The 21,741-nt window shown below is 71.2% G+C and carries 22 protein-coding genes; 11 read left to right on the top strand and 11 right to left on the bottom strand.

The features are described from left to right. Positions 1-68 precede the first annotated feature (68 nt). The 3 genes from ABT006_RS12825 to ABT006_RS12815 all read left to right on the top strand — a co-directional run bounded on the left by ABT006_RS12825 (position 69) and on the right by ABT006_RS12815 (position 2,803). A complete protein-coding gene (locus ABT006_RS12825) occupies positions 69-1,205 on the top strand; it encodes a sensor histidine kinase (protein WP_350705826.1) in 1,137 nt (378 codons plus the stop codon). Beyond that, positions 1,202-1,891 carry a response regulator gene (locus tag ABT006_RS12820; RefSeq protein ID WP_350705824.1) on the top strand — a complete coding sequence of 230 codons (690 nt, stop codon included), beginning with the start codon at positions 1,202-1,204 and terminating at the stop codon, positions 1,889-1,891. Before ABT006_RS12825 ends, ABT006_RS12820 begins: the two co-directional genes overlap by 4 nt. A gap of 99 nt (positions 1,892-1,990) precedes the next feature. After that, a complete protein-coding gene (locus tag ABT006_RS12815) occupies positions 1,991-2,803 on the top strand; it encodes a hypothetical protein (RefSeq protein WP_350705822.1) in 813 nt (270 codons plus the stop codon). A 117-nt stretch (positions 2,804-2,920) separates the two neighbouring features. Here ABT006_RS12815 and ABT006_RS12810 read toward each other — a convergent pair whose 3' ends face one another. The 9 genes from ABT006_RS12810 to ABT006_RS12770 are packed head-to-tail and all read right to left on the bottom strand — an operon-like array spanning position 2,921 to position 11,489. Continuing rightward, positions 2,921-3,469 (bottom strand): OsmC family protein, encoded by a 549-nt coding sequence (locus ABT006_RS12810; protein WP_350705820.1) that lies wholly within the window; start codon positions 3,467-3,469, stop codon positions 2,921-2,923. 38 nt (positions 3,470-3,507) lie between these two features. Further along, positions 3,508-4,134 (bottom strand): VOC family protein, encoded by a 627-nt coding sequence (locus ABT006_RS12805; protein ID WP_350705818.1) that lies wholly within the window; start codon positions 4,132-4,134, stop codon positions 3,508-3,510. A gap of 39 nt (positions 4,135-4,173) precedes the next feature. After that, positions 4,174-4,782 (bottom strand): alkylhydroperoxidase domain protein, encoded by a 609-nt coding sequence (locus ABT006_RS12800; protein ID WP_350705816.1) that lies wholly within the window; start codon positions 4,780-4,782, stop codon positions 4,174-4,176. Continuing rightward, on the bottom strand, positions 4,779-5,390 hold the full coding sequence (locus ABT006_RS12795; protein WP_350705814.1) for a CMD domain protein: 612 nt from the start codon (positions 5,388-5,390) through the stop codon (positions 4,779-4,781). Before ABT006_RS12795 ends, ABT006_RS12800 begins: the two co-directional genes overlap by 4 nt. Then, positions 5,387-6,424: a putative FMN-dependent luciferase-like monooxygenase gene (locus ABT006_RS12790; RefSeq protein WP_350705812.1), complete on the bottom strand. Its 1,038-nt coding sequence runs from the start codon at positions 6,422-6,424 to the stop codon at positions 5,387-5,389. Before ABT006_RS12790 ends, ABT006_RS12795 begins: the two co-directional genes overlap by 4 nt. Further along, positions 6,421-8,043 (bottom strand): dipeptide ABC transporter ATP-binding protein, encoded by a 1,623-nt coding sequence (locus ABT006_RS12785; RefSeq protein ID WP_350705810.1) that lies wholly within the window; start codon positions 8,041-8,043, stop codon positions 6,421-6,423. Before ABT006_RS12785 ends, ABT006_RS12790 begins: the two co-directional genes overlap by 4 nt. After that, positions 8,040-8,894, bottom strand: a complete 855-nt coding sequence (locus ABT006_RS12780) for an ABC transporter permease (protein WP_350705809.1) — start codon at positions 8,892-8,894, stop codon at positions 8,040-8,042. The genes ABT006_RS12785 and ABT006_RS12780 overlap by 4 nt, the downstream gene beginning before the upstream one ends. Further along, the gene (locus ABT006_RS12775; RefSeq protein ID WP_350705807.1) at positions 8,891-9,835 is read right to left on the bottom strand and encodes an ABC transporter permease; all 945 of its coding nucleotides are present in this window, start codon (positions 9,833-9,835) and stop codon (positions 8,891-8,893) included. Before ABT006_RS12775 ends, ABT006_RS12780 begins: the two co-directional genes overlap by 4 nt. 16 nt (positions 9,836-9,851) lie before the next feature. Then, positions 9,852-11,489 (bottom strand): TIGR04028 family ABC transporter substrate-binding protein, encoded by a 1,638-nt coding sequence (locus ABT006_RS12770; protein ID WP_350705805.1) that lies wholly within the window; start codon positions 11,487-11,489, stop codon positions 9,852-9,854. Positions 11,490-12,109: 620 nt separating this feature from the next. Here ABT006_RS12770 and ABT006_RS12765 point away from each other — a divergent pair. The 3 genes from ABT006_RS12765 (at position 12,110) to ABT006_RS12755 (ending at position 14,432) form a co-directional block, all read left to right on the top strand. Then, positions 12,110-12,847 (top strand): hypothetical protein, encoded by a 738-nt coding sequence (locus tag ABT006_RS12765; RefSeq protein ID WP_350705803.1) that lies wholly within the window; start codon positions 12,110-12,112, stop codon positions 12,845-12,847. Positions 12,848-12,973: 126 nt separating this feature from the next. Then, positions 12,974-13,957: a hypothetical protein gene (locus tag ABT006_RS12760; protein WP_350705801.1), complete on the top strand. Its 984-nt coding sequence runs from the start codon at positions 12,974-12,976 to the stop codon at positions 13,955-13,957. 91 nt (positions 13,958-14,048) lie between these two features. Continuing rightward, positions 14,049-14,432, top strand: coding sequence for a hypothetical protein (locus tag ABT006_RS12755; RefSeq protein WP_350705799.1), 384 nt, complete (start codon positions 14,049-14,051; stop codon positions 14,430-14,432). On the opposite strand, the gene ABT006_RS12750 is transcribed toward ABT006_RS12755, so the two are convergent. Beyond that, positions 14,411-15,022 (bottom strand): dihydrofolate reductase family protein, encoded by a 612-nt coding sequence (locus ABT006_RS12750; protein WP_350705797.1) that lies wholly within the window; start codon positions 15,020-15,022, stop codon positions 14,411-14,413. The genes ABT006_RS12755 and ABT006_RS12750 overlap by 22 nt on opposite strands. Before the next feature lie 181 nt (positions 15,023-15,203). Further along, positions 15,204-15,947 (bottom strand): GntR family transcriptional regulator, encoded by a 744-nt coding sequence (locus tag ABT006_RS12745; RefSeq protein WP_350705795.1) that lies wholly within the window; start codon positions 15,945-15,947, stop codon positions 15,204-15,206. 278 nt (positions 15,948-16,225) lie between these two features. On the opposite strand from ABT006_RS12745, the gene ABT006_RS12740 reads away from it, so the two are divergent. From ABT006_RS12740 to lsrF, 5 genes are read left to right on the top strand one after another with little or no spacing between them, the layout of a single operon-like run. Then, complete coding sequence (locus ABT006_RS12740) at positions 16,226-17,326, top strand: ABC transporter substrate-binding protein (protein WP_350705793.1); 1,101 nt, start codon at positions 16,226-16,228, stop codon at positions 17,324-17,326. Between the two features lie 25 nt (positions 17,327-17,351). Continuing rightward, positions 17,352-18,887 carry a sugar ABC transporter ATP-binding protein gene (locus tag ABT006_RS12735; RefSeq protein ID WP_350705791.1) on the top strand — a complete coding sequence of 512 codons (1,536 nt, stop codon included), beginning with the start codon at positions 17,352-17,354 and terminating at the stop codon, positions 18,885-18,887. After that, a complete protein-coding gene (locus ABT006_RS12730; protein ID WP_350705789.1) occupies positions 18,884-19,843 on the top strand; it encodes an ABC transporter permease in 960 nt (319 codons plus the stop codon). The genes ABT006_RS12735 and ABT006_RS12730 overlap by 4 nt, the downstream gene beginning before the upstream one ends. Continuing rightward, positions 19,840-20,859, top strand: a complete 1,020-nt coding sequence (locus tag ABT006_RS12725) for an ABC transporter permease (protein ID WP_350705787.1) — start codon at positions 19,840-19,842, stop codon at positions 20,857-20,859. The genes ABT006_RS12730 and ABT006_RS12725 overlap by 4 nt, the downstream gene beginning before the upstream one ends. Then, the gene (lsrF, locus tag ABT006_RS12720; protein WP_350705785.1) at positions 20,852-21,736 is read left to right on the top strand and encodes a 3-hydroxy-5-phosphonooxypentane-2,4-dione thiolase; all 885 of its coding nucleotides are present in this window, start codon (positions 20,852-20,854) and stop codon (positions 21,734-21,736) included. Before ABT006_RS12725 ends, lsrF begins: the two co-directional genes overlap by 8 nt. Positions 21,737-21,741: the final 5 nt, after the last annotated feature.

The following is a 21,741-nucleotide window of genomic DNA, read 5'->3' as shown; positions in this document are numbered from 1 at the left end:
CTCCGCACTGTCGACGACCGTACTTTTGACCGGTTCGGTGCTGATGGAGATTTCGTAGTCTGAGCAGAATGGGTCTTCACGATCGGCTGAGCCGGCCGGCCGATGTCGGCCTCGGCGTCCTCTCCGCCGCCGTACTCGCCCTCCAGGCGGTCGCGATCGCGCAGACCTGGGGTGGCGGCTACTGGCAGTTCGACTGCGCCGCCGGCGCGGTGATGTACGGAATTGCCCTGCTCCGCCGGCGTCACCTGGCCGGGGCAGCCGTTGCGGGCCTCGCCGTCGCGGCGACCGCCATCCTGGTCGCCCGACTTGCCCACCTGCCTGCCGAGCCCAGCCCCGCCATGGTTCTCGTCCTGTCCGTGCTCGTCGGCTCGGCGATCAGGGCGCTCCCCCTGCCGTTGGCCGGCGCCGTCGCGGCCGCCGGGCTCGCAGTGGTCGCCGGCACCCGGCTCGCCTTCCCCGCCGACGCGGGAAGCCGGGCCGTGACGTCGTGGAACGCGGCCGGATGGCTCGCGGCTGTCGCGCTCGGGCTGGGTCTACGGTTGCTCGACGCCCGCGGCCGGGCCGTCGCCGAGCGGGTGCGCCGGGACGAGCGCATGAATCTGGCCCGGGAGCTGCACGACGTCGTCGCCCACCACGTCACCGGCATCGTGCTTCAGGCCCAGGCCGCCCAACTCGTCGCCGGCAGGCGCCCGGAGGCGCTGGACGGCGTACTGTCCGGCATCGAGCAGGCCGGCTCCGACGCGTTGGCCGCGATGCGGCGCGTCGTCACCCTGCTGCGCGACAGCGACGACGCGCCGCCAGCCGCCGTCGTACCCGAGCGGCTCAGCGAGTTGGTCAACCGCTTCGGCGGCCACGGACCCACGGTGCGACTGCGGATGCCCGACGGCGAACCCGAATGGCCACCCGAGGTGACCAGCACCGTCTACCGGATCGTCCAGGAATCGCTGACCAACATCGCCCGCCACGCCGCCCACGCCCACTCGGTCATGGTCACCGTCACCCAGGATCGGTCGGCCGTCACCGTCGAGGTCGCCGACGACGGCAAACCGGTCCGACCCCGACCCCACCACCTCGGCGGGTACGGCCTCGTCGGAATGCGCGAACGCGTCGAAGCCCTCGGCGGCACGCTGCGGGCCGGCCCGCGAGCGGGCTCCGGCTGGTGCGTACACGCCACCCTGCCCGTCCCCACCTCGGAGCCGCGATGACCATCACCGTCCTGCTCGCCGACGACCAGGCGATGGTACGCAGCGGCCTGCGGCTGATCCTGGAGAACCAGCCCGACATCAGCGTGGTAGCGGAGGCCGCGGACGGTGTCGAGGCGCTCGCCGCGGCCCGACGACTCCGCCCGGACGTGTGCCTCGTCGACATTCGGATGCCCCGCCTCGACGGCATCGAGGTGACCCGGGCGCTGGCGGGTCCCGGCGTCGTCGACCCGCTGCGGGTGGTCGTGGTCACCACCTTCGACCTCGACGAGTACGTCTACGGTGCGCTGCGTGGCGGGGCGGTCGGTTTCGTCCTCAAGGACGCCGGCCCCGCGCTGCTCGTCGAGGCCGTTCGGGCCGCCAGCGTCGGCGACGCGCTGATCTCCCCGTCGGTCACCCTGCGGCTGCTGCGCCACCTGGCGGTCACCGCATCACCCGCCGGGAAGTCGGGACGTCAGCCGCTCCGGCCACTGTCCGAACGGGAGACCGAGGTGGTCAGGGCCATCGCCGCGGGCCGTACGAATCAGGAGATCGCCGCCCAGCTGTTCATCTCCCTCAGCACCGTCAAGAGCCACGTGTCCGGCATCCAGACCAAGCTCGGCGTCCGCAACCGGGTGGAGATCGCCGCCTGGGCCTGGGAGAACCGCATAGTGGGCGGCGGGCGGCAATCGGAGCTCGGGTCAACGTAATCGGAGGGGAACGGTCGCTGACAACCGCCGAGATTTGGTGCGCGCTCACTACCCTGTTGCATGATCCTGGGCACGAGTCGACAGCGATAAGGGCATCACATGACTGACAGTCCCCCTCCGCACGGAGGGCAGCCGGATCCGAACGTCACCCCCCGCAGCGGGCCGCCGGCCCCGCAGGGCAGGCACCCCGGATACGGCCAGCCACGGCAGGCACCGCGGTTCGAGGCCCCGGCCCTGCCGCCGCAGAGGTCGAAGAGGGCTCTGGTCATCGGTCTGTCCGCCGTGGTGGCCCTGCTCGTACTCGCCGGCGTCGGGTTGACCCTCGTCAACAACGACGACGATCACGCCCCGAAGGCAACCAGCGGCGAGCCGGGCGCCACCCCCGCCCCTGGGGGGTCCGAGTCGCAGGAGCCCGGCGACAACGCGGTGACCGCCCGCAACGACAGCGACCTGGGCAACGTCTGCGAGGGCAGCCAGATCCTCAACGCGGCACCCTACAACGGACCGTCGGGCGCGAAGGCGTACACGTTCGCGAACTCCCCCGACCAGCCGGCGCTCTGGTCGTCGACGTCGATCGCCTCGAACAAGCCGTACTACGCCGGGAGCACCGACTTCGAGTCGGTGTCGGTGGTCGGCTGCCTGGAGTTCGTGGGGGGCGAGGGCACGCCCCGCGAGTGCGAATACAAGGACACCCTTCTCAAGCAGTTCACCATCGACTACGTCTCGTCGCGCTACAAGCTGACCTTCTACGCGGCGAAGACCGCCGAGAAGATCGGCGGCGGCGGCACCCTGAGCACCCCGGCGAACCGGTGCCCGACCTTCCTCTCGCAATACAACAAGACCACCATGAGGGCGTACGCGTCGCCGGACACCGAGACCATCGAGGCGGCCCTGGACACGTTGCTGTCCTGAGGCCGACCGGTCGACCTCGGGGAGGGATGGTCACCCGTCCCTCCCCGAAGTCGACAGGCCGCCTCTGCGGACCCGCACCTGCCACCGACCGCACCGGCGCGCGCCGCGTTCGCCGAGTCAGGCGCCGCGGCCCTGCTCGTCCCCGTCGGCCGAGGTCACCCGAGCCAGCGAGCCGCTGATCTCCTGCGGACTGCGCAGCAGGTTGAGGATCGGGCACACCCGCTGCACCTCAGCGTGCAGCCGGGCCAGGTCCTCGTCGAGGGCGGGCGAGGCGACCTGCACCTCGTATCGGAAGTTGTACGGGTGGACGGGCACCTCGGTGTTCCCGGGCTCCTGGGCACGTGGGTCGTACTCGGCCTGCACGTCCACCGTGAGGGAGTCGAGCGGGATCTCCAGCTCCGCCGCCTTGATCAGGAAGATGTGCGTCACGCAGCTGCCGAGCACGCCGGCCTGCAGCTCCGGGGAGCCGGGCCCGAGGTCGTAGCCGGCGAAGTCCGGACCGCTGTCGCTGATGACCTGGAAGTCACGGATCCGGATGCGCCGTACGCCGCTGCGTCCCTCGGCGGTGACCCGGGCGCGCAACGGAACGGGGCCACGGTCCGGGGCGGCACGGCGCGCGGTCAGTGCCGCCCGCTTCTGGGACAGGTATTCACGAAGGTTACTCACAGCATTCGCTCTCTTCTGGGTGTTGTCCGGTCGGCCGCTCAGCGCAGGGTCACCGGGCCGCGCGGGGTGGCGAGTACCGCCGCCAGCGCGGTCCGCGGTCCGGCGGTCACGTCGAGTTCGACGCCGAGCGCGGCGAGGTCGCGGCGGACCACCGACGGGTCCGGGTGTGTCGCGGTGAACGAGGCGAGCTGCACCTGCGGCAGGCCGGAGCGCGCGGGATGTTGGGTGCCGCCCCAGTCGATGAGGAACGGCACCAGCCCGCCCGCCGCGCGTTCCTCCCGTCGGGTCAGCCGCCAGGACAGCAGCACCCCGTCGGGTCGACGGCGGGACAACGGCTGGATCTCGCCGGGGTCGTACCCGCGTTCGCGGGCGAGGCCGACCGTCTTCTCGATGTCGTCCGGGTGCACCGCCCAGGTGGCGAGGCGAGGCTCGGTCAGGGCGTCCAGGCCGAAGGTGCTCGGGCGGACGGCGGGATCGGCCTCCGGATCCGGACCGATGATTTCGAGGTACGAGGTCGGGCCGAACCCGACGAGGTAGTTGGCGGTGCCGCCAGGGTGCCGGCCCCCGGGAACGGGGGTGACGCCGGTGCGCGCCGCGAAGTCGGCGACACCGGCGGCGAGGTCGGGCACCGCGTGGACGAGGTGGTCGAGTCGGGGTTCGGTCACGTCACTGCCGTTCGTACGAGGACTGGCCGCTGGCGGTGCTCACGCGGCCGGTGGTGGAGTCGGCTCCCCGAGGGAGAGCATGAGCCGGTTGGCCCAGTTGAAGAAGGCGGCCGCATGCAGCAGGTCGCTGATCGCCAGGTCGTCGAGACCGACCGCGCGCAGGGCGTGGATGTGCTCGGCGGTCAGCGCGGCCGGCGTGGCCGTGAGGGCCACCGAGGCGTCGACGATGGCCCGCCAGCGCTCGTCCTGGGGTGCGTCGACCCCCTCGTCGAGCAGCCGCTGCACGTCGTCGGGGCGCTTGGAGTAGTGCGAGGCGAACCGGGCATGGACGGAGGCGCAGAAGACGCAGCCGTTGCGGCGCGAGGTTGCCGCCGCCGCGAGTTCCCGCTCCGCCCGCGGTAGGCCCCCGTCCGGGTTGTAGAAGATGTCCTTGTCGGTCTTCGTCCGCGCGCGCAGGATCTCCGGGTCCCGGGCGAGCAGCAGGAAGTAGGGGGAGTTGGCGCGCGCCTTGTCGACGAGCGCCTCCCGATGGACGTCGGTGAGTTCCGCCTCGCTCAGCGGTGCGAGCCAGGGCTCCCAGCCGAGCTGGTCCTGGGTGAAGGCGAGCGGTCGCGCGGCGGCGGGACGGTCGAGCACGGTGTCGCTCACGACGGGGATCCCTTTCTGGACGGCACGGCCAGGAGCCGGAGGCTCGTGACGAGGCGCACCTGGAAGCTGAGGAAGGCGACGAGCTGCGACAGGGTCACCACGTCGGTGGTGCTCCAGCCGGCGTCGAGGAGGGCCTGCAACGCCTCGCGGCTCGCCTCGCGCGGACGGAACACCAGGAGGTGGGCGTGTTCCAGGGCGGCGGCGAGCCGCGTTCCCAGCTCGTCGCGGTCGTTCGTCCGGTACGCCGGCCCCGCCACGCTCTCGGCGGCGAGCGGACCGGGTGCCGGGTAGGCGCCGTAGGGGCCGGTGGTCCTGCCGGCCTCGGCCTCCTTCGCGATCAGCGCGGCGAGCTGCGGTGAGTGCTCGGCCAGCCGGGTGGCGTAGAAGTCGGCGGTCGCGGCGTCCCGGTGCAGAGCGGTCACGAACGCGGCGACGGCGAGCCGCTCGGCCGTGGTGGCCTCCCCGGCAGGGCGCGGCGAGAAGAGCGCCTCGTAGCTCGCCTGCGCGTTCCTCCTGGCCTCCGGTCGCCGGTGGCGGATCTGGTCGAGGCGGGAGGCGGGCTCGATGCCGACCAGGTGGTCGATGACGTCGGCGATGGATGTGCTCATGCGCTGCTCAGTTCGGTTGACGGGTCGGCGGTGGAGTGCGGCGCCCAGCCGAGCGCGGGCGCGACCTCGGTCGCGAGCAGCTCGATCGAGCGGAGGACGAACGGATGCGGGGGGTCGACCGAGTGCACCTGGAAGACCAGGTCGGTCGAGCGCTGGAGGATCGGGTCGGCCTTCAGGCTGGCGATGACGTCGTCCGGGGTTCCGACGTGCACGTCGAACGCGGCGATGAGCTGGGCGAGGCCCCCGTCGGGCACGGGGTGACCCTTCTCCTTGAACTGCCGGACGGCGCGACCGAGCCCCGCCTCGGCGAAGCGCAGCGCCTCGGCGCGGCTGTCGGCGACGAATGCCGTACGCGACGCCATGATCCGCGGCGGCACGCCCTCCGGCAGGTTGTCGTGGTAGGCGTCCACGATGGGACGCTGGATCTCCGCCAGGGTGGCGTGCGGGGCGTCCTCGGTGCGCGGCTGGGTACGCGAGAGCATCAGTCCGTTGCCGGCCTTCCCGGCGCGGACTCCCCCGCTCACCGAGAAGGTCGCCTCCCAGATGGCGTCGAGCAGGCGCGGTGCCGCCGGGTAGAGGTGGTTGCCGTCGTCGGCGAGGGCGCGGCCCGACCAGGCGTCGACGAGCACCGCGAGGTGCTGGGCGTAGATGGCCGAGCGGTTCGCGCTGTCCTGCCCGAACGCGCTGAACGACGAGGGAGTGCCGCCGTTGCCGACACCGACCTCGAGCCGGCCGCCGCTGAGCAGGTCGAGCACCGCGGCGTCCTCGGCGACGCGGACCGGGTTCTCCAGCGGCAACGTGATGATGCCGGTGCCGAGGCGGATCCGAGTGGTCTGCGCGGCGACGTGCCCGAGGAACACCAGCGGTGCCGGCAGCCCGCCCTCGGCTGCGTGGAAGTGGTGCTGGGCCACCCAGGCGGAGTCGAACCCGTACGCCTCGGCGTGCCGGATCTGCTCGGCGGCCAGCCGGTAGCGCACCTCCGCCGGCCCGTCGTCGAGCAGCCGGGTGAAGAACCCGAGTCGCGGACGGCTCATGCCGCCAGCTCCGCGACGGCGCCGGGTACGGCGGCGAGCAACTCACGGGTGTACTCGTGCTGCGGCGTCTCGAAGACCTGCCGCGTGGTTCCGGTCTCCACGATGCGTCCCTTTCTCATGACCGACACGGTGTCGGAGATCTGCCGCACCACCGAGAGGTCGTGCGAGATGAACAGGTAGGTGAGCCCGAGTTCGCGCTGCAGCCCGTCGAACAGGTCGAGGATCTGCGCCTGCACGGTCACGTCGAGCGCGGAGACCGCTTCGTCGAGCACGAGCACCTCCGGGTCGACGGCCAGCGCGCGGGCGATCGCGACGCGCTGGCGTTGACCGCCGGAGAGTTCACGCGGCTTGCGGTCGAGCACCGTCCGCGGCAGGGCCACCCGGTCGACCAGGTCCCGCACCCGCTTGCCACGGCCGGCCCGGTCACCGAGCCGGAAGTTGCGCAGCGGTTCGGCCACGATGTCGCCGACGGACTGCCGGGGATCGAGCGAGCCGGCCGGGTTCTGGTAGACCAGTTGCACCCGGCGGCGCAGTTGGCGCAGTTCGTCGCCGCGCAGCCGCGCCACGTCGGTGCCGCCGATCGTCACGGAACCGGAGGTCGGCGTGGCGAAGCGGACGACCATCCGCGCGGTCGTCGTCTTGCCGGACCCCGACTCGCCGACGAGGGCATGGGTCGTCCCCCGCCGTACGTCGAACGAGACCCCGTCGACCGCCCGGAACGGCTTGCGCCCGACCCGGAACTCCTTGACCAGGTCGCGGGCGACGATCGCGGGCGGCTGCCCGCCGGCGGAGCGTCCGCCGCGCGCCGGCGGGGGGACGTCGCGGAACTGTCGTGGCGCCAGCGACGGGGCGTCCCGCAGCAGTCGCCGGGTGTACTCGGCTTCCGGTCGGGCCAGCACCGCCGCGGTCGCCCCCTGCTCCTCGACCCGCCCGTCGCGCATCACGACGAGCCGGTTCGACCGGTCGGCGGCGACGCCGAGGTCGTGGGTCACGAGGATCATGGCGGTGCCGAACTCCGTACGGAGGTCGTCGATGAGGTCGAGGATGCGCCGCTGCACGGTGACGTCGAGCGCGCTCGTCGGCTCGTCGGCGATGACGAGCTGTGGTTCGAGGGCGATCGCGCTGGCGATGAGGACGCGCTGACGCATCCCGCCGGAGAGTTCGTGCGGATACTGCCGGGCGCGCAGCTCGGGGTCGGACAGGCCGACCCGGTCGAGCAGCTCGATCACGCGGCGCGAGATGGCGCGTCGGTCGCCGCGCTTGTGGATGCGCAGCGTCTCGCCGATCTGCGCGCCGATCGTCATGACCGGGTTCAGCGAACTCGTCGGGTCCTGCGGGATCAGGCCGATCTGCGCGCCGCGGACCGACTCCAGACGTTTCGACGACCAGCCGGCGACATCCGTGCCGTCGAGCAGGATCTGGCCGGAGTCGACGGACCCGTTCGCGGGTAGCAGGCCGATGATCGCGTGTGCGGTGGTCGACTTGCCGGAACCGGACTCTCCGACGACCGCGACGACCTCGCCGCGGTCGACGGCGAACGAGATGCCGCCGACCGCGGGGTGGACGTGGTCGCGGGTCCGGTAGGAGACGGTCAGGTCGCGTACCTCGAGCAGGCTCATCCGTCCTCCCGGTTGATCGAGCGGCTGATGCGGCCGGCGGCGAGCACGACGAGGACCACGACCACGCCCGGCAGGGTGGTCAGCCACCACGAGGTGGCCAGGTAGTTGCGTCCTTCCGAGATGAGCAGCCCCCACTCGGGGGTGGGCGGCTTCGCGCCGTAGCCGAGGAAGCTGAACGTGGAGATGGCCAGGATCGCGGCGCCGAACTGCACCGCGGCGAGCGCCACGACGGGGCCGAGCGAGTTGGGCAGCACGTGCCGCCGGAGCACGGTGGTGAAGCGGCCTCCGCTGCCGAACGCGGCCTCCACGTAGTCGGCGCGCCGGACCCGTACCACCTCTGATCTCGCCAGCCGGGCGAAGGCCGCCACCGAGCCGATGCCGACGGCGATCGCCACGTTGATGGTGCCGGGGCCGAGCAGGATGATGGCCGTCAGCGCGAGCAGCAGTCCCGGGACCGCGAGCAGCACGTCGACCACCCGCATCACCAGTTCGTCGAGCAGGCCGCCGACCGATCCGGCGAGCAGGCCGAGCAGCGTGCCCAGCACGAGCCCGACCGCCACGGCGACGAACGCGCCGGTCAGCGAGCGGGCGGAGCCGTGCACGACGCGGGCGAGGAGGTCCCGGCCCAGGGCGTCCGTGCCGAAGAGATGCGCGGCGCTCGGTGCCTGGAGCTTCTGCGCCGGTACGCCGTTGATCGGGTCGTGGCCGGTGAACAGGCCCGGCGCGACCGCCCACAGCACGACGACGGCGATCGCGAGCCAGGCGAGCACGAGCGCGACGGGTGGCCGGCGCAGCGGCAGCCGGGCCGGCTGCGCGGGCCGGAGAACGTCGATACCGGATCGGGCGGTCATGCGGTGACACCGACCTTCGTCGTCAGTCGCGGGTCGAGGACGGGAAAGAGCAGGTCGACCACGAGGTTGACCAGCACGAACACGGCGGCGGCGAGCACCACGATGGCCAGCATCACCGGGGCGTCCTGGGCGGTGACCGCCTGTTCGGTCAGCCGGCCGATGCCGTTGCGGCCGAAGACCGTCTCGGTCACGACCGATCCCGCGATGAGCTCGCCGAAGGTCACTCCGGCGATCGTCAGCGTGGGTAGCAGCGCGTTGCGGGCGACGTGCCGCCAGAGGATCCAGCGGCGCGAGGCGCCCTTGGCGGCCACCACCGCGACGAACGGCTGCGCGTGAACCCGGTCGAGGCTGCGGGCCAGGACCTGCGCCAGCGGCGCCGAGATCGGTACGGCGAGAGTCAGCACGGGCAGGACGAGCTGTTCGAACCGGGTGCCGCCGATGACGGGTACCAGTCCGAGCTGGAACGAGAACACCTGGATCAGCACGATGCCCAGCCAGAAGGTGGGGACCGAGACGAACAGCGACGGCACCGCCAGCAGCGCGCCCCGGATCCAGGCGAACCGGCTGTGGCTCGACACGAAGGCGATGGTCACGGCGATCAGCACGGCGACTCCGAAGCCGAGGCCGGCGAGCTCGGCGGTCGCCGGCAGGCCCTCGGCCAGCCGCTCGATCACCGGCGTGCCGGTGTCGATCGAATAGCCGAAGTCACCGCGCAGGAAGCCCAGCAGCGTGTGGACGTACCGGACGATGCCCGGCTCGTCGCCGCCGTACAGCTGGCGGATCTCCGCGATCTGCTCCGGCGAGAGCCCGAGCTCCGGGTTCTGGAACTTGATCAGTATGGAGTCGCCCGGCAGCAGTTGCAGCAGCACGAAGCCGGCGGTGAAGGCGGCCCACAGCACGAGTACGGCCTGCCCGACACGGAGCGCGAGATACCTGGTCATGAGCCGCCCGCCCGCCCTACTTGTCCCTCTTGGACAGCCACACGTCGTAGAAGCTGGGGCGTGCGACCGCCTCGAAGCCGACGCCGTGCACGTACGGCGCGGCGCCGTACACCTGCGGCTCCTCGAACAGCGGGATCGCGTAGCCCTGCTCGATCACGTACCGCTGGATCTCGACGACCTTCGCGTTGCGCGCGTTCTCGTCGACGAGCGCGGACTGCTCCTCCAGCAGGCGATCGAGCTTCGGGTCGTTGGAGAGCAGCACGTCCCGGTTCTTGGTGTGGAAGTGGCTCTTGATCACGTCCTGGTCCGCCCGTCCCACCATCGAGTGCGTGATGGCGGTCCGCTCGGCGTTCTTGATGTCCACGGCCTGGGTGCCGGAGTCCGCGGGGCGGACGTCGAGCCGCACACCGATCCTGGTCCACTGCTGGGCGACCAGTTCGAGGGTCTGCTTCGACAGCGGCTGCGGGCCGGAGACGAAGACGCTCAGTTCGAGCTTGCGGCCACCCTTCTCCCGGATGCCGTCGCCGCCGCGTACCCAGCCGGCCTGGTCGAGCAGGGCGTTGGCCCGGTCGGGGTCGTAGGCGAGTTGCGCGGAGAGGTCGGTGTACCCCTCTGCCAGGTGGCTGAGCACCGAGGTCGCCACCGGGTAGCTGCCGGTGAAGAGCGTTTCGACGACCTCCTTGGCGTTGGTGCCCGCCTGCAGCGCCTTACGGACGTTGATGTCCTGCAGGATGCTGTTCGCCGGTCGCAGGTAGAGCCCGTTGTTGACGCCGCGGGTCGGCTCGGCGTAGATGCGGTGGCCGGCGGAGGTCACGGTCGCCTCGTCGTACGCCTGCACGTAGCGCACGTAGTCCGCCTGCCCCGAGGTCAACGCGCCGACCCGGACGCTGTCCTCCGGAGTCACGATGATCTTGATCCGGTCGAGGTAGGCGCGCCCCTGGTGGGCGAAGGACGGCGGGGCCCAGTTGTAGTCCTCGCGGGCCACCAGTTCGATCTCCTTGTCGATGACCTGGTTCGCGACGGTGAACGGGCCGGAGCCGACGACGTTCTTGAGCTGGCACTGCTCCTCGTACGGCAGCGAGATGGTCTTCTTGGACACGAGGCCCGCCCCGATCACCGACGTGCCCTGCAGGAACCCGGGCGACGGCTTGTCGAAGTGGAACTTCACCGTGTCCTTGTCGACGACCTCACTGCGTTCGTAGTTGTTGACGAACTCGGCCACCGGAAGCTTCAGGTCCTTGTCGCCGAGGCCGTACACGTCGTAGTTCGCCGCCACGGTCTCCGCGTCGAGCGGGCTGCCGTCGCTGAAGGTCACCCCGTCGCGCAGGTGGAAGGTGTACTCGGTCGCGTCGGCGTTGACCTCCCAGGACTTGGCGATCCAGGGCTCGACCTTGAGTGTCTTCGGGTCCTGCCAGGTGAGTTTGTCGGTGAGCTGGTTGAGCACACCGCCGTTCGGGTAGAAGCCCGCGGCCGGCAGGTAGAGGCAGCTCGGCGGCTGGTGCTCGAGGTAGACGAGCGTGCCGCCGTAGACGGGGTCGCCGGCGTCCTGCCCGGCACCGGGCGAGCCGCCGCCCGAGCAGGAGGCGAGCAACCCGGCCACGGCGAGGGCGGCAGCCCCCGCCAGCGCGGTGGACCGGAACCTGGATCGTGACATGCGTGATGGCCTTTCGTGCCGGCAAGGAACTTGCGTGGAGGGGTGACGTAATTCGGGCGCAGGGCGACGTGCTCGTGCCGGAGCTGCCCCGCGTCCGGGTGTCAGGGCCGCCGGGCCGGGCCGGCGAGAGGGGGAGGTGACAGCGGTCGGATGTGCCGCGACGAGCGCGCATGCGCTCGTCGCAGGAGCAGTTGCCGCCGCGGAAGCGCCGTCCTCGCCTACTCGGTCAGCGCGGACAGAGCGCGCTGCAGGTGCGCTGGTGGTCGACGTAGCGCCGCACGACCAGGGAAGTGACGATGCGCTTCCCGGTCGGCGAGTGGCTGCTACGGATCATGGTTGGGAAGTTATCCCATCGGTTTGGTAGGTAACAAATCCTGCTCGCATCGTGGGATGCGCCGGAAGCCCCGGTGACCGCGGCGCCCCGGCCTCGACCAGTAAGGTGTGCCCCTCCGGTGACGCCCGACAGGTCAACGAGCGGCGGATACTGACCGGATCTGTTCCGCCGGGCGGAGATGCAGGACCAGCAGGAGGTGAGAGCGATGCGTCCGACGCATCCGAACAGGTCGCTTCCTCGGGTCGTGCAGGCAGCGGACCTCGCTGGCTACACGACCGTGCACCTGATGGACGTGATGAAGGCCTTCATGGCGATCCTGTCCCTACCTCAGTCGGCCGCCGACCACATCGACGCAGTCGCCGTACCGGTCGGCCAGGGCGAGGAGTGGCGTCTCACCCATGCCATCCGACGCTGGGAGGCCAACCCAGGCATCAGCTACCTGCTGGTGGCGAATGGCAATCCGACCGAGAAGACATACCACCGGATCACACTCCCCTATCTACGCAGGCTCGGCCTGCGCCGCCTCGACGGGGTCCACCTACAGGCCGAGCCGGCACCCAACACCGGCTTACAAGGCGCGTGGATCGCCAGCCAGGTCGAGGCCCTCGGCATCACGAGTCTCGCGCTCAGCGTCTCCCCCTACCACCTGCCCCGCGTCTATCTCACGGTTCTCAAAGCGCTCAGCCGCAGCGGCATCTGCATCCCGCTCATCCCGGACCCCGTACCAGTCCCTCCCGACACAGCCGCCCCGGAGACGCAAGCGACCGCCTACGACCTGCTCGCAGGGGAGGCAGAACGGATACTCACGTACACGACCACGGAGTGGGTCGCCAGCCTCGACGAACTGCAGGGATACCTCCAGTGGCTGTGGAGCGACCACAAGACCCTCCTCACCAAGCCCCGGCCGGAGACCACAGGTCATAGGGCCGTCCCGTCATTGGGCCGTCCCGCCAGCCTCGTGAACGGTGACGCTTCGGGGCTCCCCGATCCCCCTGCCCGACCTGGCGAGCCGGGTGCGACGTGAACGCCCTGTCGGCGGCACACGAGCACACCGCCGATCGCGTCGATGCCGGTGCCTGGACGCGGTCACGAAGGCCCAATCGGCCAGGGCGGGCGGGCGTGCAGTTGTGTCGATCTTTATGATCGCCGGATGTTCGGACGCTTCCGCAAGCCGCCCAACCCGGATTCCGACTACAGCCAGGCCGATCTGGAGTTGCGCGCCGCGCGTGACCGGGCGCTCGCGGGTGACTGGGCAGCAGCCCGGAACCTGACCGAGGCCACCGGCCGGGACTGGGAGCTGCGCGGCCGCCGGCTCTCGGTGCTGGGTGGCGCTGCCGGTCAGTCCCCCCAGTGGCTGGACGCGTGGGAAGCCGCTGTGCCGGACGACCCGACGGTCGCCATCCTGCGAGCTGACGCCCTGATGGACCTGGCTGGCGAGGCCCGGGGGGCCGCGTCTGCTCGCGAAACCAGCCGGGAGCAGTTCCAGGAGTTCCACCGACTCTCCGCCCTCGCGGCCCGGGCCAGTCAGCGCGCGGTGGAGCTCAACCCCGACGACCCCTACCCATGGGTGGTCCGCCTGACCTCGATGCTCGCCGACGGCCACCGGCAGCGCGACGAGTTCCTCGCGGCGATGGGCGAGTCGGTCAAGCGCGATCCGTACAACTTCGAGGCCCACCTCATGGCGGTGACCTTCCTCTGCGAGAAGTGGTACGGCTCGCACGAGCAGATGTTCGCCGCGGCCCGCGAGCCCGCCGCCGCCGCGCCCGTCGGCTCATCGGTGGCGATGCTGCCGCTGCTCGCCCACTTCGAGTACGCGCTGCGCGAATACGGCTTCGACACGCGGGCGGAGTCGCTGGCCGCGAAAGCGAGCTACTTCCGCCGGCCCGAGGTGATCCGGGAGATCGACGCGTGCGCCGCCAAGTGGCGCGGGGCCGGCGAGCCTCGCCTGATCGGTCGGGGCATCACGCTTCGGCACTGGCTGGCGCTGGCCAACTACCTGGCCGATCATGACCGAAAGGGCGCCAGGGCCCTGCTCGCGCAGATCGGGCCCTACCTCGGAAGCACCGGGGCGTACGGCTACTTCTGGATGCGGCAGACCGAGGGCTTCCACGTCGTCTGGAAGTGGGCCAGATGAATGAGCAGGCGGGACCGGGTACGCTCCGGCCCCGACGGTCTGTCGCGAATTCCGCTACCGCGGTGCAGGCGCGGCCACCTACATTCGCATCGTGGCCAGGATTCGCAAGCGGAGGATCCGCGTCGCCGGCCTCGACTACCGATGGATGGTCAGTCACGTCGACCCCGGTCACGTCGTCATCAGGGTCTGGCACATCGCAACCAGGGGCAGCCAGTTGGAGGTCCAGGTGGCCTTCGACGACCCGTGGCTCAACTTCGGACCGATCATCACCGCACCTGCGGACCGGGTGGCCGAGGTGTTCGCCCTGACCCCGGTCACGCCACGGTTGGTCGCGGAACTGATCCAGGCGGCGCTCGCCGCGGGCTGGCCGGTTCATGGTGACGGCGGGCCGCTGCGCTTCACGCTCAGTCGGGACCGCGAACGGCTGGAGCCCGCGTCCGGTGCGACGCACCGTCAGACGGCGAGGTTGCCGTAGCTCGGGGTGCCTGCCGTCATGTAGGTCAGTTGCAGCGCGCCGTTGGCGCGGGTGATCGACTCGGAGAGCCGGAAGGCCGTGGGCACGGTGCCTGCCGCGAACAGCCGCTTGCCGCTACCGAGCACCAGCGGATAGAGCCACAGGTGCAGCCGGTCGACGAGGCCGAGGCGCAGCAGCGACTGCACCAGGTCGAGGCTGCCGATGACGTGGAGCTCGTCGTGGCGATCCTTCAGCCCGGCAACGCCCTCGGCGAGATCACCGCTGACGAGCGTCGATCCCTCCCACTCCAGGGGCTCGGCAAGCGTACGGCTCGCCACGTACTTGGGCACCCGGTTGAGCAGGCCGGTGAAGGGGATCTCCACGGGCGCCTTCGGCCAGTAGGCGGCGAAGATCTCGTACGTCTTCCGGCCCAGCAGCAGCGCGTCCATGCTCGCGGCCTGCTCGAACATGGCACTGCCGGACTCCTGGTCCACCAGCGGCGCCTGCCACCCGCCATGCGCGAAGCCGCCGTCGCGGTCCTCGTCGGGCGCCCCCGGCGCCTGCGCCACACCGTCCAGCGTCACGAACTCCGTCACGACGAGCTTGCCCATCTGACGCTCCCTCCACTCCCCGATCCGCCCCTCGACCAGACCACGCGACGGATCGAGAATCATCGGCCTGATCCGTGGTCCGAAGCCAGCACTGCCGCCTACCGGCCACCTCTGGGAGCAACGATCCGACGCGCGGTCGGTTTCAGGAAGGTGGGCACCCGCCGCCCGGGTGCTGCCGAGGTCAGCGGATGCCGACGAAGAAGCGGGTCTGGTCGCTGCGGTGCAGTGCGTAGTAGGCCTCGAACCGGGTACCGTCCGGCAGCCAGGCCACGGACTCGATGCCGAGCAGGGGCGTCGAGGCGGTGACCTCGAGCAGGGCGGCGTCCTCGGGTTCGGGGAAGACGGCTTCGATCCAGCGGTCGGCCCCGACAGGTTCGAGCCCGTACCGGCGGCGCAGCACGTCGTAGAGGGACTGGTTCTCCAGGACGGCGCGGTCCAGGCCGGGCACCAGCCGGGCGGGCAGCGCGGTGTCGACGAGCAGCCAGGGCTGGCCGTCGACACCCCGGAGCCGGCGCATCCGCACGACCGGCTCGCCGACCGGAATCTGCAACAGGTCCGCCTCGCGCTGGTCCGCCGGGCTGAGGCTCTGGCTGATCGTGTGGGTGGTGACCCGGCGTCCCGACTCCCGCAGGTCGTCGGCGGAGCCGGACACGGAGCCGACGAAGCGCAGCTCGGTCTTGCGGGGAGCGACGAAGGCGCCCCGCCCCTTGACCTTGTAGATCATCCGTTGCTGGACGAGCTCACGCAGCGCCTCACGGACGACGGTGCGGGAGACGCCAAAGAGGTCGGTCAGCTCCGCCTCCGACGGCAACGGCTGGTCCGGGGCTATCTCACCGGCCTCGATCTGGCCGCGCAGCTCCCGCATCAGCTGCATCCACAGCGGCTCGCTCCCATCGCGGGTGAGCCGCCGGTACGTCATCGTCATGGACTTCCTTCCCCATCGACCGGATACAGCATGCCATGACCGCGCAGCCCTGTCATGACAGGAAGCGGGGGTCGTTTGCCAGCCCAATCACCGAATTGGCACGTTAACGTAACCACCATCACTGTGACTTGAAACACGTTTGTCATCTAGCTCTAGCCAACCTGTCACTACAGGTCTGTAATGACTGGACCTCACCGCGGCCCCTCAGCTGCGGTCGGCTGACTGAGCACGTCCACTCCCGCTCCGACGGGTTTTCGCTCTCTCTGGAGGCCCCCACCATGCGTACCCATCCCTCGTCCCGACGGCGGCGCACCGCCGTCGTGGCCGCGCTCGTCGCGACGGTCGCGGTCACCGCGGCCGGCTGCGGCTCCGGCGCGAGCGGCGGCAACGCCAAGGACGGCGACAAGCCGTTCATCGCGCTGAGCAACGGCTTCATCGGCAACGGCTGGCGGCAGACCATGATCGCCAAGTTCGAGGCCGCCGCCACCAAGGCGCAGAACGACGGGCTGATCGGCAAGTTCAAGGTCGTCAACGCCCCCGGCGAGAACTCGGCCACCGAGCAGGTCGCCCAGATCAAGAGCCTGCTGCTGCAGAAGCCGGACGCCCTGCTGATCGACCCGGCCTCGCCGACCGCGCTCAAGCCGGTCATCCAGCAGGCCTGCGACGCCGGCATCAAGGTCGTGGTCTTCGACTCGGCGATCGACGCCCCCTGCGCCCACGTGCTGCTCAACAGCTTCAAGGACTGGGCGACGGCCGCCGCCGAGCCGCTGGTGAAGGGCATCGGCGGCAAGGGCACGGTGATCGTCAGCCGGGGCGTGGTCGGCTCCCAGCCCGAGGCGGAGATGTACCAGACCACGCAGGACATCCTGGCCAAGAACCCGGACGTCAAGGTCGCCGCGACCGTCAACGGCATGTGCGACGGCGCCAAGGCGCAGAAGGCCGTGCTCGGTGTGCTGTCGAGCGTGCCGCAGGTCGACGGGGTCATCGGCTGTGGTGACGGCTACGGCGTCGCCCAGGCGTTCACCAGCGCGGGCAAGCCCGTCCCGGCGGTCACCTTCGAGACCAACGGTCGCGCGCTGAAGTACTGGCAGGACAGCAAGCTCGACAACGGCTCGGTCGCGGTCATGTCCGACCCGGGCCAGTCGGTCGCCGCCCTGTGGCAGGCGATCGACCTGCTCGACGGCAAGGACATCCCGAAGGAGATGACCTTCCCGATCGTGCTGGTGGAGCAGAAGGACGTCGCCGCGTGGGCCGGCGTCCTGAAGCCGGACGAGTACGCGGCATGGCCGTGGACCCAGGAGCTCTTCCGCAAGCAGGTCGAGGCCGTGAAGAGCGGCGGCGCCCCGGTGCAGCCGCCGATCCCGACGGCTGCCGGCTGACCAAACAGCAACAGAGGAGCGCATCATGCACGTCGACAACCTGCCGGTGGGGTCGCACGCGGCCCCGCCGCAGGACGACCGGACGCCGTCCGCGGCGCCACCGGTCGTCACCGCGCGGCGGGTGACCAGGACGTACGGGCGCACCCGAGCCCTCACCGGGGTGGACCTCGACGTCCGCGCCGGTGAGGTGCTCGGCCTCGTCGGCCACAACGGCGCAGGCAAGAGCACGCTGATGCGCATCCTTGCCGGCTTGGAAGCGTGCGACGAGGGCACGGTCACGGTGGGTGGGCAGGAGGCGCCGCGCGCCGTCGCGCCGGGCTCCGAGCCGTTCCGTGCGGTCCGGATGGCCTACCAGGAAACGTCGCTCTGCCCCGACCTCACCGTCGCGGAGAACATCTGGGTCTCCTCCCGGCACTGCCTGCCCCGCCTGCGCTGGCGGCGGGCGGCCAGCGCCAAGGTCACCCGCCGGCTGGACGAGATGTTCCCGGGCCACGGGGTGTCGCCGCGGGACCGGGTCGAGGACCTGTCGCTGGCCCAGCGGCAGATGGTGGAGATCGCCCGGGCGAGCCTCGTCGATCGGCTCGACCTGCTGATCCTGGACGAGCCGACCGAGTCGCTCGGCCCGGACGCCGCGCGGTCGCTCTACGCGTACGTCCGGCGGCTCACCGCCCAGGGCACGGCCGTCCTGCTCATCTCGCACCGGATCCGTGAGGTGCTCTCGGTGGCCGACCGGGTCGCGGTGATGCGCGACGGCGCGGTCGTCGAGGAGCGGCCCGCGGTCGGCCTCAGCGAACAGGACGTGCTCACCCTGATGGGCGCGGAGGTTGCCGAGCCCTCCGCCGCGCCCGCCCCCGCCCGCGTGGCCGGCGACCGGCCGGTCGTCGGCGAACTGCGCGGCGCCACCGGCCACGGCCTGCACGACGTGTCGATCACGGTCGGCCGGGGCGAGGTCGTCGGGCTGGCCGGCCTCGCCGGCCAGGGCCAGCAGCAGGTGCTCGAACGGCTGTGGCGCCCCGTCCGGCGGGACACCACCGTCGAGGGCACCCGCGCCTACGTGCCCGGTGACCGGCAGCGCTCCGGCATCCTGCCGCTGTGGTCCGTGGCGGAGAACCTCATCGTCACCGCCATGCGCGGCCTGGCCCGGTACGGCGTACGCCGTACCGGCGCGGAGGACGCCGCGGTCAGCGACTGGGTGGACCGGTTGGCCATCCGCGGTGGTGCCGACGCGGGCATGACCGAGCTCAGCGGCGGCAACCAGCAGAAGGTCATCGTGGCCCGGGCATTCGCCTCCACGGCGGACCTGGTCCTGCTCGACGACCCGTTCCGCGGGGTCGACGTGCACACGAAGACCGACCTCTACACGCTCATCCGGCAGGAGGCGGCGGGCGGCCGCAGCGTGGTCTGGTACTCGAGCGAGAACGCCGAGATGGCGCACTGCGACCGGGTCTACGTGCTGCGCGCCGGCCGGGTCGTCGCCGAGCTGACCGGCGCGGAAATCTCCGAGGAACGGATCATCGCCGTCTCCTTCGCCGAATCCGAGCCCACGGGAGCACAGCGATGACGAATCTCGTCGCGACGGCGATGCCGTCGCGGGCCCTGCTGCGCCGCACCGGCCCCGCCATGGTCAGCGCGGTCGCCATGGTGGCCATGATCGCGGTCTGCGCGTCGCTGCAGTCCGACGTGCTGACCGTCCCCGGTCTCACCCTGGTCCTCTCGGCCACCGTGCCCCTGGTCATCGCGGCCCAGGCCCAGATGGTGCTCATGTCCGTGGGCGACATCGACCTCGGCATCGGCAACTTCGTCGGCCTGGTCACCGTCATCACCGCCACGAAGCTGGTCTCCTCCCCCGGCACCGGCGCGCTGATGCTGCTCGGCCTCGTGGCGGCCTACGCCGTGCTCGGCGCGCTGATCCACCTGCGCCGGGTGCCGTCACTGATCGCCACCCTCGGCGCCTCGTTCGTCTGGCTGGGACTGGGGATGTTCGTCCTGCCCACGCCCGGCGGCAGCACCCCCGAGTGGTTGGCGACCTTCGGCTCCTGGCAGCCGGGCGGCTTCCCCGCCCCGCTGCTGCCGATCCTCCTCGTCGCCGCGGTGGTCTGGCTGCTGTCCGCCCGCAGCTCCGTCGGGGTGCGGGTCCGCGCGCTGGGCAGCAACCCGGTCGCGCTGCAACGGGCCGGCCTGCGACCGCTGACCGCGCGGATCATCGCGTACGTCGTGGCCGGGGCGCTCGGCGTGCTCTCCGGGCTCGCCCTCGCGTCGCAGACCGGCGGCGGCGACGTCTCGTCCGCCACCAGCTACACCCTGATCACGGTCGCCGCGGTGATCCTCGGCGGCGGGTCCTTCGCCGGCGGCACCGCCGTGCCGTGGGGCGTCGCCATCGGCGGCATCACCCTCGGCCTGGTCAGTGTCGTCCTCAGCCTGCTCGACGTGCCGTCGAACATGCAGTCGGCCGTACAGGGCGTGATCGTGCTGGCCGTGCTGGCCGGCCGCGCCGTGGTCGGAAAGGTGCTCCGATGACCCTCCGTACGCTCGCCCGCCCCTGGATCTGGGGCTTCGTCGCCGCCACGCTGGTCTGGGTCACCATCCTCGCCATCTCCAGTCAGGGCAGCGGGCAGACCGTCTCGCTCGCGCTGTCCCTGGCCCCGTACCTGGTCATCGTCGGCCTCGGCCAGATGCTGGTGATCACCGCGGGGCCGGGCAACATCGACGTGTCGGTGGCGCCGATCATCTCCCTCGCCGGCTTCGTCGCGGTCCAGGTGACCGCGTCGACCGGTTCGGTGCCGGTCGGCATCCTGGCCGGCATCGGGACCGGGCTGGCCGTCGCGGTGATCAGCGTGGTGGCGATCCTCGGGCTGTCCGTCCCGCCGATCATCGCCACCCTGGCCGCCGGGCTGATCGCCTCGTCGCTGACGCTGTCGCTGGCCGACGGCTTCACCGCGGTGCCCGACGACGGGCTGCGCAAGCTGCTCAACCTGCGTCCGGCCGGCGTACCCGTGCTCGCCGTCGCGGTGGCCGCGCTGACCGCGCTGGTCGTCGTCCTGCTCCGCCGCACGACGTACGGCCGCTCGCTGCTCGCGGTCGGGCAGAGCCGGCCGGCCGCGGAACGGGCCGGCATCCCCGTCACCCGGATCATCGGCACGACCTACCTGGCCAGTGGCGCCCTCGCCGGACTGGCGGGCGCGCTGCTCGCCGCCTACATCGCGCCGTCGCCCGACCTGGGCACGCGCTACCTGCTCGACTCGGTCGCCGTCGTCGTCATCGGCGGCACGCTCATCTCGGGCGGCCGGGCCGTGCCGGTCGGCATCTGGGGCAGCGCGCTCTTCTTCATCCTGCTCGACGGTCTCGTCAACCTCGTGGGCTGGAGCACGGCCGCACAGAACCTGCTCAAGGGCGGCCTGGTGCTGTTCGTCCTCTTCCTCGCCGGTGGCGGAGCGCTCCGCAACGCCGGCGGGACCACCCGAACCCGTCGACGGCTGCGACCCGCGGCCGCGACAACCGCTGGAACTAGCACAGGAGAAAACAGCAATGGCTGACACCGACGGTCTGCTCGACGCCCGCGACTTCGGCGGGGCCGCCACCACCGCCGCCGGCTTCCACGTCAAGGGAGCCCACGCCCAGGACTGGGGCCTGCAGAACCGGCTGTCCCGGATCTTCCGACCCGACAACGGCCGTACGGTGATGCTGGCCTTCGACCACGGCTACTTCCTCGGGCCGATGGCCGGCCTGGAGCGGCTGGACACCAACATCGCCCCGCTCGTGCCGGACGCCGACGCGATCATGATGACCCGCGGCGCCCTGCGCACCAGCATCCCGTCGCACAGCAACGCCGGTATCGTGCTGCGGGCCAGCGGCGGGCCCAGCGTCCTGCGGGACCTCTCGGACGAGCACATCGCCCTGGACATCGAGGACGCGGTCCGGCTCAACGCCGCGGCGCTGGCGATCCAGGTGTTCATCGGCGGCGAGCACGAGTCCCGGTCGGTGGCGAACCTGGCGGCCCTGGTGGACGCCGGGCAGCGGCACGGCATCGCCGTGCTCGGCGTGACCGCCGTGGGCAAGGACATGGTCCGCGACGCGCGCTACTTCCGGCTCGCCACCCGGATCAGCGCGGAGATGGGCGCCCACATCGTCAAGACGTACTACGTCAACGAGGGCTTCGAGACCGTGACCGCGGCCTGCCCGGTGCCGATCATCGTCGCCGGCGGCAAGAAGCTGCCCGAGCTCGACGCGCTGACCATGGCGTACCGGGCGATGCAGGAGGGCGCGGCGGGCGTCGACATGGGCCGCAACATCTTCCAGAGCGAGTACCCGGCCGCGATGCTGGCCGCGGTCCGCGCCGTGGTGCACGACGACACCAAGCCCGAGGACGCCTACGAGCTGTTCCGGGAGCGGTCGGCCTCTTCCGCGTCCTGATCATC

The sequence above is a fragment of the Micromonospora sp. NPDC002717 genome (assembly GCF_040295705.1).
Classification (GTDB): domain Bacteria; phylum Actinomycetota; class Actinomycetes; order Mycobacteriales; family Micromonosporaceae; genus Micromonospora.
This window is presented reverse-complemented; position numbering and strand designations above follow the sequence as displayed.